Raw genomic sequence first — 17,403 nt, forward strand, 5'->3', positions numbered from 1 at the left:
AAAAGATTTATTATTAATGGTTCATACCATCCATGTTCGTATCTGACATATTACCTGTCTCATTTGAATCTGCGGAATTCCCTTTTTCTTCATCTTCCGTATTCGCTTTCATATCATGAGGCGGTGGAGAAAAGCCCAAATGAGTTCCATTATAAGTTGACTGACCCAAATGACCAGGTTTTAACAATTCATTAAATTTTTCCTCTGTTAGTTTTTCTGCTGTACTTTTTACTTCTGTTACCCACTCCTTATATTCATCCTCCGGCATTGCCTGAACATTAAAAGTTTGCTGAGCAAATCCTTCTCCAGTGAAATTTGCATTACGACCTGGATATTCACCTGGTACATCTGCAGCTAGATTTAAGGTGTTCAGCATATCAGCCATTGCATATTTCTGGCCACCTAATTGCGGGATCCAAAAGCTAGAGATAGGTCCGTAAGAATATAACTTAAACTGTATTGGTCGGTCTGTAGGAATAAAGAGGTAGTTAACTGTCTCTATATCCTCTTCTGGGTAACTAAAGTGCCACTTCCAATTGGATGACGACGCATAAATAACAAGTGGTTCTTGACTATATCCCTTTGGTATATCTTCCACTTCATAGGTAGATTTGATTGTTATGAAGGATAAAAAAGCAACAATTAGAATAGGTATAGCTGTCCAAATTATTTCTAATTTTATGCTACCTTCAATATGAGGCGGTTCGTAATCCTCTTTTTGTTTGGAAGCCCTGTATTTCCATACCATATAAGAATATAAAGCTAATACAGAAACTACTACGATAGCCATTGTCCATATAGATATCTTAATAATATCGGCAGTTATTCTTCCTTGTGGGCCTTTTGGATCCAAAACCATTAGAGGCTCACACCCTGTTAAAAGAACAAGACTTAATATAGCTGTAAAATAAACAATCTTTTTTGTTTTCATCATCTGTATCCTTTCTTTAAAAAATTTGATTAATAAAGTCTTATCCCCCCTCACACTTAATCACTACATGCACACCTAACCATATTTAAATAAATATATATGTGCAATCATTCATTTAAATCTGATATTTTCACTATCTTTATAATGGTAACATATAAAAATAAATGTAATTGTGACGAAATTAAGAAGTAATATTTTTCCATTTTATTATTTAGTTACCAGATACTTCTGTGTTTTTGCTATTCAATATAAAACAAAATGTATTATAATAATACATGTTCACTTAGACATATTAAGTTAATCGTCAAGTGAGATACAATAGACATAAAAGAGGTGTAAATATGGAAACTAGCTACCTTAATAAATTTAAAAAATTAAATAATATCATGGTTATTTATCTTTTTATGGTATTTTTAATATGGTTAAAGACCTACTTTGTACAAATAACACAATTTAAATTAGGGATTGAAAACCTCTTACAGCAGTTTTTATTATTTTTAAACCCGCTTGGTTCTTCTTTATTATTTTTAGGCATAGCATTGCTATTTAAAGGACGAAAAAAATACTATCTACTATTTGGCTTATATTTCTTTCTATCATTCTTATTGTATGCAAATGTTCTATACTATCGTTTTTTTAATGATTTCATTACCCTGCCAACTTTAACCCAAACTCAAAACTTTGGTGATGTAAGTAGTAGCCTTTTTTCATTATTAAAACCGTATGATTTTCTATTCTTTTTTGATTTTATTATGTTACTAATATTATTTGCAGTAAAATTTATTAAAATCGACAATAGAAACTTAAAAAGAAAGCAGAAACTGGGTTTGTTTGCTATTGGTTTACTCTTGTCTATAGGTAATTTGATTTTAGCGGAGACAGATAGGCCACAATTATTAACAAGAGGATTTGATAGAAATTATATTGTAAAGTATTTAGGTTTATATAACTACACTATTTATGATGGTATACAAAGTACAAGAGCTTCCGCACAAAGGGTATTAGCTTCAAGTGACGAAATAACAGAAGTTGTTAACTTTACTCAAGCAAATTATGCTAAGCCTAACCCAGAATACTTTGGTATTGGTAAAGGAATGAACGTTATATATTTCCACTTAGAGTCCATTCAAAATTTTGTTATAAACTATAGTTTAAACGGCGAAGAGGTTACTCCGTTTTTAAACTCACTAACACAAGATGAAAATACTTTATATTTTAATAACTTCTTCCATCAAACAGCACAAGGAAAAACCTCTGATGCAGAATTTATGATAGAAAATTCACTCTACGGCTTGTCTAGGGGTTCTGCCTTTACAACTAAAAGTGGTAATTCTTACCAAGCTGCACCTGGTATTTTAGGACAACAAGGCTATACTTCTGCCGTTTTCCATGGTAACGCAGGTAGCTTTTGGAACAGAAACGAAATGTATAAGTCTTTAGGTTATACTAATTTTTTTGATGAAAGCTATTATGATGATGTAGACCCTGAACAAATGACCGGTTATGGTATTATGGACAAGCCATTTTTTCAAAAGTCCGTTCCTTTACTTAATTCTCTGAAACAGCCATTTTATGCTAAGTTTATCACTGTTTCCAATCATTATCCTTATACGATGAATCAAGAGGAAACTTCTATAGAGCCTGCTACTACAGAAGATAAATCTGTAGACAACTATTTTCAAACAGCACGTTACGCAGATGAGGCTTTAAATAACTTTTTTGATTACTTAAAGAAAACTGGTTTATATGATAACTCTATTATCATCATGTATGGAGACCATTACGGAATTTCAGAGAATCATAATACAGCAATGGAGAAAGTGATTGGAAAAGAAGTAACTCCCTTTGAATCAGCTGCACTACAGCGTGTTCCTTTATTCATTCGTGTACCCGGCCAAAAAGGTGGAACGATTGAAGAGTATGGTGGACAAATTGACCTGTTGCCAACACTATTACATCTTCTGGGTATTGATACGAAAAAATATATTCAATTTGGGACAGACCTTTTATCTGAAGACCATAATGAACTTGTACCATTTAGAAACGGTGACTTTGTAAGTCCAACCATATCATCAATTGATGAAAAATTTTACAATTCAAAAACGGGAAAGGTAATACAGGATGAGCAAACCATTGAGGCAAAAAGGCTTCTAGATAAGGTCACTACCACCCTTTCTCTTTCCGATAAAGTAGTAAATGGTGATCTTTTAAGATTCTATACTCCTAAAAACTTTAAACCGATAGATCCAAATGATTACTTTTATACAAGAACTGATAATGATAAAGAATAAATTTCATATCCAACAGAAAGAACCTATCTAGTAACTTACTGGATAGGTTCTTCTGTTGGATGAAATATAACTTTGGTATTTGATATTATTAATATGCTTGTTTTAATAATTGGTTTATTGTAATAATTAGTTCTTCGTCGTCATGTCTATAAAAATTCTCTGACCCTTTTCTACACTCAATATATTTTACATTTGTTAAATAGTTTACTTGATTAGATATCATAGAACTAGACATTTTCAGTCTGTCAGAAATCTGATTTATTGTTAACTCTTTTTTATATATCAAAGATAATATTTTTATTCTTGTTGGATTTGTAAGTACTTTACAAAGACGTGAAAGTCCCTTTATATTTTCATCAGATAACAAAGAGTTGATATCTCTTTTCATTTACTTATCCCACCATCTTTCTAAAAAATAAATTAGAATGCATCTATATTCTTAAATGCGCACTCATTCATATATAGAATATATGAATATCCTTGTATTTGTCAAACTTTATACCACCAAATTTATTAGTAGGATTATTATAGGTTCCTTAGTAACTTTTAGTAACTTAATAGCCACTTCTTAGGATAAGTAGTGCAACAATTAGATTGCATACAGTAACAAACCTTATCTAGGACTTCTAATTTGTTAAACTGCCTGGGATATTTTTAATATGCCTCTCAACAGCTTTCAATGAATTTGATGGGAAAATTGACAACTTATGAAGAATCAAATTATAATCTGAATGTTTTCAAGAGTATAGAGATTAAGGTCAGGTCTATGGGAATAATAAAGTGGTTGATATAGGAATCCTTGAAACTTTTTTATAAAATTAGGTTATCAAAAAAATATGTTATTTCAAGCAAAACTTATGAACATTGTACATATTTCTTAGAATCAGCAAATACCCCTTTCTGCAAAAATTCCAGTACAACAATTCAAAAAGCCAGTTACCTAGGAGGAACTGGCTAATCTGATATTCATTATACTACACATAGTATTAATAATTGTGGTGAAAAAACGACACCAAAATACAATAGCTCTTATATCTAGTGCATAGTTGGCGTGTTTCACACTCTTGTCTATTATTTATTCCTTTTTAAAGTAAACTTTCTTCTAATGTTTTCATTTGAAAGAAATATCCTTCTTTGTTCAAAAGCTCTTGGTAGGAACCGTATTCTATAATATTTCCTTGGTCCATTACAATAATTAGATCCATTCTGTCTAATCCTTGCAGCCTATGACTGATTAGTATTAAAGTATCCTCTTTTGCATATTCGAAAAGTCGCTGATAAATACTTTGTTCTGTCAGTGCATCTAATGATGAAGTGGGCTCATCTAATAACCACAGATGTCCTTTCTTTAGGAAAGCTCTAGCAATGGCTAATCGCTGTTTTTCTCCTCCTGAAAGATTTTCACCGTTTTCTAATACTTGCTGATCTAATGAAAATTGTTCAAGATTTACGTTAGTTAAGGCAGCTTTCAACTGATCATCTGTAAGTTCAGCTCCAGCTAATTTTAGATTTTCTCGGATGGTACCATAAAAGAAATGATTTTCCTGCAACACTACCTTTGCTTGTTCCCAGATTGCTTCGCCTGCAATACTTGCTGTATCTTGTTTATCCCAGAATACTTTACCGTTTTGAACTTGTAGTAACTTTAAGGCAATTTGCAGTAATGTGGATTTTCCAGAACCACTTGCACCTACAATTGCTACTTTCGATTTAGATGGTATCGTTAATGAAAGATTAGGGATTGTTGTCCGCCAATCGCCTTGGTGTGTAAACTGGATTTCTTTAAAGTGTAGTGATGGGGCATTATCCGGTAATTTAAATATAGTCGCCTTAGTCTCATTAACCTGTACGTCTGGGTCTTCTACTACATCATATAAACGCTTGGAAGCATCACTGCTTTCTTGCATATAGATTGGAAAGACGGCCATTGGTGCTGCAGGCTCAAAGACAGTAAGGGAAACCATGACTAGCATTGCCAAAAATATCCCTTCTAATGTACCATTCGTAACTAAATATGCTCCAAAGGCTAAGACAAACCAGCTGACTACAAAGGTAATAAATCCATTAAACGATTGACTGGATATTTTATTTATATTTTTAGCTTTTTGTTGAGCAATATAGGCTTCTGATTGACTTATTAAATGATTTTGTTTTGTTTGTAATTGTTGAAATAACTTTAAATCACGAAAGCCAAACATCATTTCTGTAATATATGTGGATAATTCACCACGTTCATTTCTAACTTTGCCATTAATCTTCACTTGTCTTAAGGTAAATAGCGCTGGAATAAGGACGGTGGTCAATAAAAATCCAATTAAAAGGATTACAGCAATCTCCATTGAATAGAAGCTAGCAAAGAAAATGGTACTAATAAAAACAAGTAATAACACCATTGGTGGGTAAAAAACTCTCAGAAAGAAATTTTGTAAACTTTCTACGTCTCCAACTACACGTGCTAGTAAATCTCCACTTCTATACTTTTGAAAAACATTTGGAACAAGTGGGGTTAATTTTTCAAAAAAAGCCACTCGCAAATTACTTAAAATGGTAAATGTTGCTCTGTGGGAATAAAGACGCTCTCCGTATTTTGCCCCTGCTTTAACTAGACCTAATAATTTTACAGTTGATGTTAATACAATTAATGTATAAAAGGGAGGGGTTAAGGCCGATTTAGAAATAAGATAACCACTTGCTGCAAATAAACCTACACTACTAATTCCAGCAATAAAGCCACAGATAACCGCAATAACGATATCTTTTTTCTCTATTAAAACTAGTTTAATTACTTTTAGCAAAGCGCTCATTGTTTAGCCCCCCCTTTTTGAATGGTAACAATTTTTTTATATGCTGGGATATTCTCAACCAAGTATTCATGCGAACCAGTTGCTTGTAACTGCCCATTCTCTAGATAGAGAATCTGATCTGCATTTTTAATGGTATGCAATCGATGTGCTACCGTTATAACAGTCGCCTTTTCACTTAGCATTTCAATCGATTGCTGCAAGATACTTTCCGTAGCAAGATCAAGTCCTCGTGTTGGCTCATCAAGTAAAACTATATTCGGTTTTTTCAGAAAGGCTCTGGCAATGGATACCCTTTGTTTCTCGCCGCTAGATAATCCCCTGCCTGCTTCCCCTATTTCTGTTTGAAACCCTTTTTCTAAAGATTTTATAAGTGGTAAAAGCCCAGCCAATCTTGCAGCCTCTTCTATAGCTGTTTCTTCTACCTTATCTGTAATCCCCATTGATATATTTTCGGCTATCGTACCAGAAAAAATATAAGGGTGCTGTGAAATGTAAGAGATCTGATTTAACCAGGAAGCTTCTGTATAGCTAGTCAGCTCTCTACTATTAATTTTAACTGACCCATGATCTGGAGTTATCATTCCTGCCAATATGTTAAGTAAAGTAGATTTCCCTGTTCCACTTGCACCAACTATGGCAATCTTTTGTTTTGGCAAGAACGTAGCAGTGACCGGCTTTAATTGAAAGTCCCCAACAGGATAGGTATATCCTACTTGATCAAGTAATATAGTTGGAGGAACATCCTGCTTTGGCAGCTCTTCTTTTCCCCATAACAACAAGTTTTCTTGTTCCTCAAATTCTTCTAATACTTTTTTCGTCGCTCCCATACTTGCTCTGCCATTATGGAATGTTGTTCCTAGTTCTTTTAATGAAGTAAAAAACTCAGGAACTAATATAAGAATTAAAAAGGCCGTAAAGAATGACATGTTTTCATAAATAATCATCTGTATAGCCAATTCCAGTGCAACAATTCCTATACTTAACATGGAGATAAGTTCAAGTGCAAAGGATTGTGTAAAAGCAATCTTTAGTATATCAAGAGTTGTGTCACGAAAACTCAAACTACTTTTTTCTAATTCATCCTTTTGACGTTTCGTTTGGTCAAATAACTTTAACGTAACGAGTCCTTTTAATGCATCTAAAAAGTTACCAGAAAAAGAAGCTAGTTTTTCTAACTTCTCTTCTGATTTTTTTTGCGTTTTAATTCCGATGATAATCATATAGATCGGAATAAAAGGAGCGGAAACTAATAGTATTAAACCTGAATTGATATGTTGTGTAAAAATGATTATTAGCACTAAAATCGGTACAAAGGTGCTCTGCATCACTTGCGGAATAAATTGACTATAAAAGCTATCCATCTCATCCACACCATCAAGCAGCATACTAACCTTTTTACCTGTTTGCCCTTTTTCTGCTAACTGAATAGAGCTACCAGCATATTTCGTTAATAATTCTTTACGCGTAGCATTCTTTACATCGCTCGCAATGGAAACACCGATACGTTTACTTAGATAATCAGAACTAGATCTAATCAATAGTATGAATAATAATAGGATTAACCATGGTATAACTGCTGAAAAGGTTTGATGATTCAAGAAGACACCATCCACTATATTCGTCATTGCGAAAGCCTGTGTAATAACGGCTATACCAAGTATTAATGTTAATCCCATTAAAAGAAAAATTCTTTTTTTATATAACCAGATGGTCTGCTTTAATTTTTGCATAATCAATTCAGCCCTTTGTTCAATCTCATTATTTTTTACCCTTCGCGTAATCTGCATCAAATAAGAACAGACGCATTAACAAAATCAGGGAAGGAACTAATAATAGCAGTCCAGCTATAAATGCAACAATAAGTGCAATTCCCATCGAAGGATTTGTAACACTATTTTCTATACTGATTTGCGGATATAGTAAATATGGAAACTTGGCCATGCCGTATCCAAAAAAGGCAAAAAGAAATTGCAGCATAATCGCTATAAAAGCAACACCATAATACTTGCCAATATACAATAGACTAATCGCAATTAAGAAAAATGCCATCGATAGACCAAAAACCCACCATAAATCAATCATATTTTCGTAATTTTGCTGATTGCGCTGACTTAAAGCTATCATGGTTGTAAGTGCCATAATAATGGTTGGTGTTGCCCAAAAAAGTGCCCATTTTCTTACTAAATGAAGTGCCGGTATATCATTTGCTCTTGATGCATAGTACGTTATAAAGCTCGCACTAATAAACAGGACAGAGACAATAGCCAAACCAACAATGCTCCAAGCTAATGGACTAGTAAATAACTCAAAGTATTTTAATGATACGTGTCCATTTTGTTCTGTAATGAATCCGCCCTCAGAAATCGTTAAGGCAACCGATAGAGAGGCTGGGATAAATAGCCCTGTTGCACCATATAGAAACATATAAATATTACTTTGTTTTGACCCATAATTTTCAAAAGCATAAAAGGAACCGCGAATAGCTATCAAAATGATGGCAAAACTTGCGGGTACAAGTAATGCTGATCCATAGTAATAGGCTGTTGATGGAAAGAATCCAACAATACCAACAAAAAAGAATACTAAAAATACATTTGTTACCTCCCAAACTGGAGATAAATAACGTGAAATAATTTTATTGATAATGTGATCTTGTTTCGTAACTTTTGCATAGTAAGCGAAAAAGCCTGCACCGAAATCTATGGATGCCACTATTAGATATCCATATAAAAATATCCATAATACACTAATCCCAATTACTTCATAGCTCATTTTTTATCCCCCTTATTAAGTTCAGGGTAGTATTTCTCTAATTCGAGTTCCACAGGCTTATCTTTAAATAATTTCCTTAAAGTAAGGACAAATAGGGTTCCAAGCACTAAGTATAGTGCTAAAAATAAGAAAAACATGTGAACAATATAGGGAGATTTAGTTGCTGCCTCTTCCACTGTCATATATCCTCTTAAAATCCATGGCTGTCTGCCCAGCTCTGCAAATACCCAGCCAAATTCGACTGCTAACATCGCAAGTGGACCACCTAAAGCGAGTAACCATAATATAAACTTGTTGTGGACATCCCATCGTTTAAATCTACTTAATACTAGATACAAGGACGAAACCCCTAATAAGAATAATCCAATCGAAACCATCAAATCAAACAAATAGTGAATGATTAATGGTGGTCGTTCTCCTTCTGGTGTTTCCTCAAGCCCTATTACCTCACTCGTAAAATCACCATTTGCTAAAAAGCTTAAAAAACCTGGAATTCGGATCGCCCCAACTACTTCATTATCTTCATTTAACCATCCGAAAAGAACAAGATCAGCATTACCCTCTGTTTCAAAGTGCCACTCTGCAGCTGCTAATTTTTCTGACTGGTACTTGGCTAGGTATTTTGCTGACAAATCTCCACCTAATGCAGTTAGCAAAGAGAACACAACCATAGAAATAACAGTCATTTTTAATGCTTTCTTATGATATTCTGCAGCACCTTTCTTTTTTAAGAGTGCAAACGCAGCAAGGGCAGCTAAAATTGCAGCAACTGTTAAATATGAACCTCCTAAGACGTGAAAGACTCTTGTGGGAGTTGATGGGTTTAACATGGCTTGCAATGGATTTACTGCAGTAAACTCACCATTCACCATGGTAAATCCGTCTGGTGAATTCATAAACGAATTCACTGTACTAATGAATACCGCCGACATACCTGCACCGATAATGACAGGTAAAGATAATAACCAGTGTGTATATTTCCCTTTAAATCGATCCCAAGTATATAAATAAATCCCCAGGAAAATTGCTTCAAAGAAAAATGCAAAGACTTCCATAAACAGCGGCAATGCAATCACATTGCCGGCAAGCTCCATAAAGTTTGGCCAAACTAAAGATAACTGTAGGGCTATAGCCGTTCCCGTAACCACCCCAATAGCTACAGATATCACAAAACCTCTGGACCAACGTTTAGCTAATAATTCATAATGTTTGTCTTTCTTCTTAATACCAATAAATTCAGCTAACGAAATAAATAATGGTACACCTACGCCTAAAGTAGCAAAAACAATATGAAAAATTAGTGTCATAGCGGTAATTAATCTACTTATTGTAACTGTATCAAACTCCATTTTAAAGCCTCCTCAAATGTTAATTTATGTGAAATTCTGAACAAGTTTTTGTATACTTATATACTCTTAAACAATAGATTGTCTGGTTTAAACATTTATCATTAAAGAACTTTTACACATATTTATCAATACCTTGTTCATATAACAGGATTTCTTTCTTTATAAGAACTATAGATAATCCTTATACAACTATCAACCATTCTAATCATGTAAATGATAGATTGTATTTTTCTATTTTCACTATGTATACAATGTTATCATGGAAGTATATAAAAAAATGTGTACAAATAGTGTACGTTTTGTGTACAATTCCGTAAGGGTATTTTTACCACTAACTTCCGAAACCCTCAACTTTACAAAAATTGAACTCCTAAACTCCAAAACGGCATAAACAGCAAGAGCATCATTAGAGACTGAAATCAAAAAGATTATGATAGTGTTCTATTTTTATTTTTACTCAAACAAAAAGGATCCAATCCTAGTTCCTATTTAATTAATAAAAAAAAAGGATTTCCCCTTTTTTTGCTTACTTTGCAAAAGTTTGTTACCAAATCTGACATTCACTTCTCTTCTTTAGTTAAAATCCATTCCCTTTTGATTGTAGAAGTATAGAGACCTTGTGTCCTCTCTATAGACAATGTTTTATCCAATGCCTTGTTTCCTATGCTTGTAGAGTCTTATTTATTTTGCCTATTTTAACAAGCAAGATAATAAAATAACTGTTAGAACTATTAAAATTAACTTTTCTAATTGTATATGAAAATGTATTAATATAAACACTGATTCAAGACTAAATTCCTAATGCAACTTTTAAGTTCATATGGTTCTCCTAGTGCTTCTGCATAAGATAATTGAATTAATAATGTTCTATTAGTAATTTTTTAGCAACCCTTGATTCCACCATAACTCTATCAAGTGGTTTGTACCTAAGGTCATACTCCTAAAGCATTGTTCCAAACTTAACGCCTGTCTTGATCCAATAGAATATGACTACAAAGCTTTCTTAACCAAGACTGTCACTTAATAGAGATTTCCATTCTGATACACTATCTGCAGTTGTCTTAGAACTCGGTTCTATGTGAATGAGAGTCCGAATGCCACCAGTTAGAAACATACAGACATATAAATGTGATAAAAGGAAACTATTAAATTTTTGTTGATTAACTAAACTATTGATCCTTTATGCCGAAACAATATAAGGTTCTATACCTTACTAAGGGCCTTAAGAGGAAAGCTCTCACACACTTACTTCGCTTTTCTTTTAGGGCCTATATTAGCATGGAATTCATATAATTTTAAACCACGGGTTCTATACAAACATAAGGAAAGAATATATACCTTCATAAACAATTCGTTTAATTGAGGATTGCTGTCTTTATTTATAAAATTAACCACCGTATGGCAGCCTAAATTATTCATGGAAAAAGCTACTTTATCTTTAGCTTTACAGTGAATGCAAGTTTACCTGCTAATGGTTTTCCATAATATTTCATAAACCGTTACATAGCCTAGTGTGCTAATTCCAGCTCCCATGAACATAGTTGTTATTTTTGGTGATGCAATGTTTAACTCCATCCCTACATACACATTGATTGCTAGTGCAGCCGATAACATAGCGCATAAAATCCAAAAAATGTTTATACCGGCTTTTGAAATTAATAGAGAAGTCATCAAAACCATCCCTTCTGGGATATTATGAGCCAATGTTACTTTCAAAAGGGAAGTATCAGTTTCACCAATATTAATTCCAAGAGCTATACCTGTAGGGATACTGTGGATGAATAAAGCGAAGAATAATAAAAATATAACTTTCATATTTTGTATACCGTTATACTTTATGTTATGAGTATATTTTTCTACAAGCACAATAAAAAAAATACCTACAGAACTTCCTGCCATTAGACCAAGGATATCATATCTAGCTATGGCTTCAGGAATAAGTTCAAATCCCAACATTCCAGCTAAAACTCCACCGCCCAAAAGGGGCAAAAAGTAATATTTATCTCTCAAAAAAGGGAATAATATTCGAATGAGTCCTCCCCCTAGTACTATCCCCATAAAAACTAAACTCATAATGATTAAACTGACCTTAATTTCTACAGACATTCCACGCCTCCATATAGAACTAGTTTTAACAAATATATTCAGAGGTAAAATTCTATATTCCCTTAGCTTATTGTTTTAATTAATATTTTTTGAGTCCAAATTAATATTAAAGAGTTTAATCGTATAAGATAGGTTAACGAATAACTTATATAGCATTAGAAGATATACACTCTACATTATTTCATTATTTTACGAATGATTTTAAACCTTTGGTACAAAATATGTGTGTAAAATCTATTGTAGAGAAGAGGGATATTAATGGAAAATTGGTTTTCTATTGTTCCGTTTGTCATCGCCGTATTTGTGGCAATGACAACCCGACAAGTATTAGTTGGTCTAGGATTGGGACTTCTAATTGGCTCATACTCATTAAAACCCGGAATCTTTAACTCTTTGTCTAAAATGAGTGATTATGTGTTTATTGCCATTTCAGATAGAGACAACCTTAGAATCATCATTTTTCTATTTGTTTTCGGAGGGCTTGTTGGTATGATGCAAGTTGCTGGAGGCATTAAAGGATTTGCAAAAACAGTACAGAAGCGAATTAAAACCGAGCGAAGCGCCTTAATCGTTGCATGGTCTACGATTCTCGTCACCTTTATGGATTGCGAGTTTAGGATTATGACTACTGGACCAGTTATGAAGGCTGCAAAAACATCCGTTGCCATTACGAGGGCAAAGCTTGCATATGCAATCGACGTTTCCACCGTTCCAGTAATTGTCCTAATGCCTGTGGCCACAACTTACACTGGATATATGGTTTCTGTTGTAGGAGGTTCGTTAAATCAATTAAATATTAACCGATCTCCTTATCAGCTTTTTTTAGCAAGTATCCCTTTTAATTTTTGGGCTTTGTCAATAGTGACAATCGGTATATTTGCAGTACTGACAGGGCGATATATTGGAAAAGGAATTGATTCAAATAATGGTCATAACGTGTCTGAAATTGAAGAAGAGATTCACAGGGAAAGTATTGAATCCGAATTAGAAAAGGTAGAACCAAAAGCGATGAACCTTATTTTACCTTTACTTTTACTTCTATCTAGCACATTTTATCTAATATGGCAAGATGGTTTACATAAGGGAGCAAACTCGTTCTTAGATGCAATGCAACAAGCTGATGCAACGCAAGCAATGTTAATTGCCCTTTTTGCGACAGTCATTTTTTCTTTATGTTTGTTCCTTCTACGAAAGGAAAAAATCTCTGAATTAATGTTTCATTTCATTGATGGCGGAAACCAAATAATAATGGCTATCATACTATTAGTACTCGTTTGGGCACTTGCAAATATGGCGGAAGACCTTGGGTTTTCCAGCTTCATAACAGGAACAGCAGGAACCTTTTTGTCAGGGGCTTTTGTACCGGTAGCAGTTTTTTTATTTGGTTCGCTTATAGCTTATTTTATAGGTTCATCTTGGGGTACATGGGGTCTTTTAATGCCTCTAGCAATTTCATTAGCAGAAGCTACCGATGCTTCACTGCCACTGGCGGTGGCAGCAGTGTTTGCCGCAGGATCCTTTGGTGACTTCACTTCGCCCTTAGGAGAGACAACCGTCACTACTGCTTCAGTTTTTGATTTGCCCGTTGTTGATTATGCTAAGGCCAAATCCGCTTCCTCTTTCGTAGCATTGGGTGTCTCAACTATTTTGTTTGTAATTGCCGGCTTATTTTTTTAAAGTTAGGGTTCCGCCAACAACCACATATGTTAGCGGGATTCTAATTATAACTAACTAATTGGCTGAATTATTCTTTTTAACAGTCTAACTTCAAAGTAGAGCAACTTTCCTATAATATTTTAAATTAGGTCCTTTTTTGGTTTCCTTATATTTACATGAATAATCACAATAAATTTATACCTTCAATAGTTTTAGTGTCCAGAAAGGGATAGCACACCAGTATGAGTGGTAACATATCTTGTTTTGCATATATCCCAAATGAAATTACTACTACAAAAACAAGTCCAGCTATACCCTACTCTTAAGACATAACTCCCATTATATGCAATTAAAGGATAACAGAAGAACCAATAGCGCGATTACAGCTGAAGAATGCAAAAAAATAATAAAGCCTTATAGCAGCATCAATGAATGCAACAAATCAGTTACCGTTACAAACATTTCCTCTATCCATAGACCAAAAGAAACTGGTTCAGGTCATTGCTCCTAAGCAAAATCAAATAAATTTATTCCTTTTACGACTCCAAGTTTTGCAGACATAGAAAAAAATAGCCATTAAGTTTAAAAATATCACAACCAAAAAAGTAACATAGCGTATAGATATACTCTCCAATATCGTCTCTAAGTTGCCCGGACATAAATGCCCGATCGAGGAATGTCAACAACTTCTATATCCACGCGTTTTGCCACCTAAATATCATGAGCATATTTTTCTAATGTCTTCTATTTTAATGATTCTGCATCCATACTTTTCATCTTTTATCCATGGTGATATACCTAATTAAATAACTAGAAAAAAATTACTTAATTCCATTAACTCAATATTAAAGTTTTGATTATTGCAATTCCTATTAAAGAATAAAAACATAAAATTTACTAATCTAGTATAAATTTTTATTTTCCTGGCTATCCTTCATATATAGAGGGAGTTGAGAAGTATGAAAAAATTAATTCTATTATTTTGTTTTTTCTTATTAATAACTTTAACAACAAATGAAGCTAAAGCTTTTTACCAAGATAATGAATTAAGTCAAATTACACAAATTGCAAAGCAAAACAATATATTTATTAATAATTGGTCTATGTATATTAAAGAACCTATTAGGAAATATTCTGATATGAAAGATCTTGATAGGACAATAGATGATATTAAAGACACTGAAAAAGATTATAGTTGGTCAAAAAAGAAATTTGTGAAAGATTACTATAAAATTGAAGGCAAGAAAAAAACTTCTATTGCAGACCTAGAGGAGAAAGTTCTAATCATTATATACTCACAGAGCGGTAAGTATAATTTAAGTGTCACCTATGATATAAAGGGCAAATGGGATGAAACTAAATGGCCAGCAATCTTCAATATGTATAAGAATAAAATAGAGGATTATTCGGCGTTTTATACCGTCCAAGGAACAAAAAATATTAATCAATCTTTGTATACTGAAGCATCTAAACTATTAACTAATTTTTCAGGAGAAGAAATACAAAGTCTAAATGAAACAAAATTCGTTTCTCTATCCGCATATACGAAACGCTGGGAGAATAAACTCCCTCTTGGTGATAACCAATACATGAACCTCCATATTGCATACAGAGAAACTAGTGAATCTACGAATCAAGTAAAAGTAACAATTGGAACACCTATTATCACTTCCGAGTATTAAATAGCAAATACGAGATATCGCATAATCAGACACTTCTTCGTTTTATTATCTTAACTTTTCATACGTAGTTTCCATAATGCAATTAAAATAAAAATTAAAACTGTTCCTGTATTACTTAATACTACCATCCAAAGCTTTACCACCCTTGAAAAATTAATATATGGAAATATTGGAGTTCAAAATAAGTATTGGACCTAGCTCCATTCCTTGATAATCCTGTGCTTTAGCTACGTGATGATGTTTAGCGATATACATACCAATTACGATGGTTTAAGTTGTGAAATCTAAGCTAATGTATGATTTTGGTTATGATTTATGTGAAATTCTGAGTAAAATTTTTTGTCCCTTTTAGCTTGCCGGCTCAAGACACAATTATCTTAAAAAGAGGACTTGTTTTAAGATAATTTTTAACCAGGGATTATCCCTTTTAGAAATACCGCTTGAAGGTCATTTACGCTTCCTTCAGCATCATCGTTCTTTTTTATATTCATATCATTATCTTGTCTGGAAGTATTTTTACTTTAAATAATGTGTTTTAAAATTACTCTTTAGTATGACAAAACGTTCTAAATTGCTGTAGCTACTTAAATAAGAGACAGATTCTTGATAAAAGTAGATAAAAGCATAACTATAATCTCCTCTCACTGAAAGAAAGGCTCTTAATCATTCACTACTATCCTATGAAGAAAATTACGAAATGCGCTCGTCCTTGTTAAATACAGTAAGTGATACAAGATTACCTGCCAAAGGGTTTTTCTTTCTCGTTATAATTTCAAACTTAACAGTATTTAATGATTACACAGTTAGGATTCCTCTCTTTAAGGAAAACTTCAAAATAGAATAACCAAAATATAAATCAGAAAAGAAACTGAATTTTTTTCCGATCTTTATTTTGGCTTTTTTAAAGGGCAAAGGTCCTTCCCTACAACTACTTATTGATTTTTCCATTCCAGTTCAATTGTTGAATGGGTAATGTTCAGGTCAGAAGTGACGTCCCGTACAGACTTCTTAATTACCTCACAATCACTCAGGCGGTTTCCTGTGACACAAAGGTGTGCATTTAAGGCAGTTTCTTCTCCATCGATGGACCAGATATGCAATGAAGAAACCGAAACAACCCCCTGTATCCTTTCAATTTTCGATTGAATTTCTTTTATATTAACGCCATTTGGTACACCTTCTAAGAGTATCTTCATGGTTTTAATCAAATTTCGTACAACATTAATTAAAATAAACAAGGCTATCGCAAGAGACAAAATCGGATCAAGAATATGAATATCCTTAAACAACAAAACAATACTGACCATTAAAACAGCTGCCCAACCTAAAACGTCTTCTATCATATGCCAGGAAATAACACCTTCGTTGATGGAGTTCCCCTTGTGCAGCCGAAAAGCGGCAAATCCATTTAAGAGTACTCCTACAATGGCAAACCAAAACATTCCCTGCGCATTGGAATGTACCGGATTAAACAACAGAGGAACGGCTTTAGAAATAATAAAGACGGATCCCCCAATTAAAACCAAAGAATTAATTAATGCACCAAGGAGAGAGAATCGCTTATAGCCAAAAGAAAATTGTTGATCCCCTTTCTTATTAGAAAATTTTTGGAGAAACCATGAGAGCCCCAACGAAAGAGAGTCTCCTAAATCATGAACAGCATCCGACATAATAGCAACACTGTTAATCAAAAAGCCGCCAATAAATTCTAATAATGAAAAAAGAAGATTAATCCCAAAGGCCAATTTAATATTTTTTGCAGACGCATGAGATTTTTCCATTTACTTTCTCCTTTCATTTCTAATTCTTGTT

At 33.4% G+C, this 17,403-nt stretch carries 11 protein-coding genes; 3 read left to right on the plus strand and 8 right to left on the minus strand.

The window, feature by feature from the left end:
- Positions 1 to 13: 13 nt before the first annotated feature.
- Positions 14 to 931: a cytochrome aa3 quinol oxidase subunit II gene (qoxA, locus tag EM808_RS19175; RefSeq protein WP_127740026.1), complete on the minus strand. Its 918-nt coding sequence runs from the start codon at positions 929 to 931 to the stop codon at positions 14 to 16.
- A 341-nt stretch (positions 932 to 1,272) separates the two neighbouring features.
- Here qoxA and EM808_RS19180 point away from each other — a divergent pair, with 341 nt between their 5' ends.
- Entirely contained in the window at positions 1,273 to 3,222 is a 1,950-nt protein-coding gene (locus EM808_RS19180) for an LTA synthase family protein (protein ID WP_127739819.1), read from the plus strand.
- Positions 3,223 to 3,310: 88 nt separating this feature from the next.
- On the opposite strand, the gene EM808_RS19185 is transcribed toward EM808_RS19180, so the two are convergent.
- From EM808_RS19185 to EM808_RS19210, 6 genes are all read right to left on the minus strand, one after another.
- Positions 3,311 to 3,610 (minus strand): ArsR family transcriptional regulator, encoded by a 300-nt coding sequence (locus EM808_RS19185; RefSeq protein WP_127739820.1) that lies wholly within the window; start codon positions 3,608 to 3,610, stop codon positions 3,311 to 3,313.
- 697 nt (positions 3,611 to 4,307) lie between these two features.
- Positions 4,308 to 6,026 carry a thiol reductant ABC exporter subunit CydC gene (gene cydC / locus EM808_RS19190; protein ID WP_127739821.1) on the minus strand — a complete coding sequence of 573 codons (1,719 nt, stop codon included), beginning with the start codon at positions 6,024 to 6,026 and terminating at the stop codon, positions 4,308 to 4,310.
- A complete protein-coding gene (gene cydD, locus EM808_RS19195; RefSeq protein WP_127739822.1) occupies positions 6,023 to 7,756 on the minus strand; it encodes a thiol reductant ABC exporter subunit CydD in 1,734 nt (577 codons plus the stop codon). Before cydD ends, cydC begins: the two co-directional genes overlap by 4 nt.
- 28 nt (positions 7,757 to 7,784) lie before the next feature.
- On the minus strand, positions 7,785 to 8,798 hold the full coding sequence (locus EM808_RS19200) for a cytochrome d ubiquinol oxidase subunit II (RefSeq protein WP_127739823.1): 1,014 nt from the start codon (positions 8,796 to 8,798) through the stop codon (positions 7,785 to 7,787).
- Complete coding sequence (locus tag EM808_RS19205) at positions 8,795 to 10,147, minus strand: cytochrome ubiquinol oxidase subunit I (RefSeq protein WP_127739824.1); 1,353 nt, start codon at positions 10,145 to 10,147, stop codon at positions 8,795 to 8,797. Before EM808_RS19205 ends, EM808_RS19200 begins: the two co-directional genes overlap by 4 nt.
- 1,461 nt (positions 10,148 to 11,608) lie before the next feature.
- Positions 11,609 to 12,253, minus strand: a complete 645-nt coding sequence (locus EM808_RS19210) for a ZIP family metal transporter (RefSeq protein WP_127739825.1) — start codon at positions 12,251 to 12,253, stop codon at positions 11,609 to 11,611.
- A 258-nt stretch (positions 12,254 to 12,511) separates the two neighbouring features.
- On the opposite strand from EM808_RS19210, the gene EM808_RS19215 reads away from it, so the two are divergent.
- Positions 12,512 to 13,930, plus strand: a complete 1,419-nt coding sequence (locus EM808_RS19215; RefSeq protein ID WP_127739826.1) for a Na+/H+ antiporter NhaC family protein — start codon at positions 12,512 to 12,514, stop codon at positions 13,928 to 13,930.
- A 938-nt stretch (positions 13,931 to 14,868) separates the two neighbouring features.
- Positions 14,869 to 15,591, plus strand: coding sequence for a YwmB family TATA-box binding protein (locus EM808_RS19220; protein ID WP_127739827.1), 723 nt, complete (start codon positions 14,869 to 14,871; stop codon positions 15,589 to 15,591).
- A 932-nt stretch (positions 15,592 to 16,523) separates the two neighbouring features.
- On the opposite strand, the gene EM808_RS19225 is transcribed toward EM808_RS19220, so the two are convergent.
- Entirely contained in the window at positions 16,524 to 17,372 is an 849-nt protein-coding gene (locus EM808_RS19225; RefSeq protein WP_127739828.1) for a cation diffusion facilitator family transporter, read from the minus strand.
- Positions 17,373 to 17,403: the final 31 nt, after the last annotated feature.

Source organism: Niallia taxi (assembly GCF_004005475.1).
In the GTDB taxonomy this organism is placed as follows: domain Bacteria; phylum Bacillota; class Bacilli; order Bacillales; family Cytobacillaceae; genus Niallia; species Niallia taxi.

What these genes read in the sequence shown, in the direction of transcription:
- qoxA (WP_127740026.1), bottom strand. Translation starts at nt 931, where the DNA reads ATGAAAACAAAAAAGATTGTTTATTTTACAGCTATATTAAGTCTTGTT.
- EM808_RS19180 (WP_127739819.1), top strand. Translation starts at nt 1,273, where the DNA reads ATGGAAACTAGCTACCTTAATAAATTTAAAAAATTAAATAATATCATG.
- EM808_RS19185 (WP_127739820.1), bottom strand. Translation starts at nt 3,610, where the DNA reads ATGAAAAGAGATATCAACTCTTTGTTATCTGATGAAAATATAAAGGGA.
- cydC (WP_127739821.1), bottom strand. Translation starts at nt 6,026, where the DNA reads ATGAGCGCTTTGCTAAAAGTAATTAAACTAGTTTTAATAGAGAAAAAA.
- cydD (WP_127739822.1), bottom strand. Translation starts at nt 7,756, where the DNA reads ATGCAAAAATTAAAGCAGACCATCTGGTTATATAAAAAAAGAATTTTT.
- EM808_RS19200 (WP_127739823.1), bottom strand. Translation starts at nt 8,798, where the DNA reads ATGAGCTATGAAGTAATTGGGATTAGTGTATTATGGATATTTTTATAT.
- EM808_RS19205 (WP_127739824.1), bottom strand. Translation starts at nt 10,147, where the DNA reads ATGGAGTTTGATACAGTTACAATAAGTAGATTAATTACCGCTATGACA.
- EM808_RS19210 (WP_127739825.1), bottom strand. Translation starts at nt 12,253, where the DNA reads ATGTCTGTAGAAATTAAGGTCAGTTTAATCATTATGAGTTTAGTTTTT.
- EM808_RS19215 (WP_127739826.1), top strand. Translation starts at nt 12,512, where the DNA reads ATGGAAAATTGGTTTTCTATTGTTCCGTTTGTCATCGCCGTATTTGTG.
- EM808_RS19220 (WP_127739827.1), top strand. Translation starts at nt 14,869, where the DNA reads ATGAAAAAATTAATTCTATTATTTTGTTTTTTCTTATTAATAACTTTA.
- EM808_RS19225 (WP_127739828.1), bottom strand. Translation starts at nt 17,372, where the DNA reads ATGGAAAAATCTCATGCGTCTGCAAAAAATATTAAATTGGCCTTTGGG.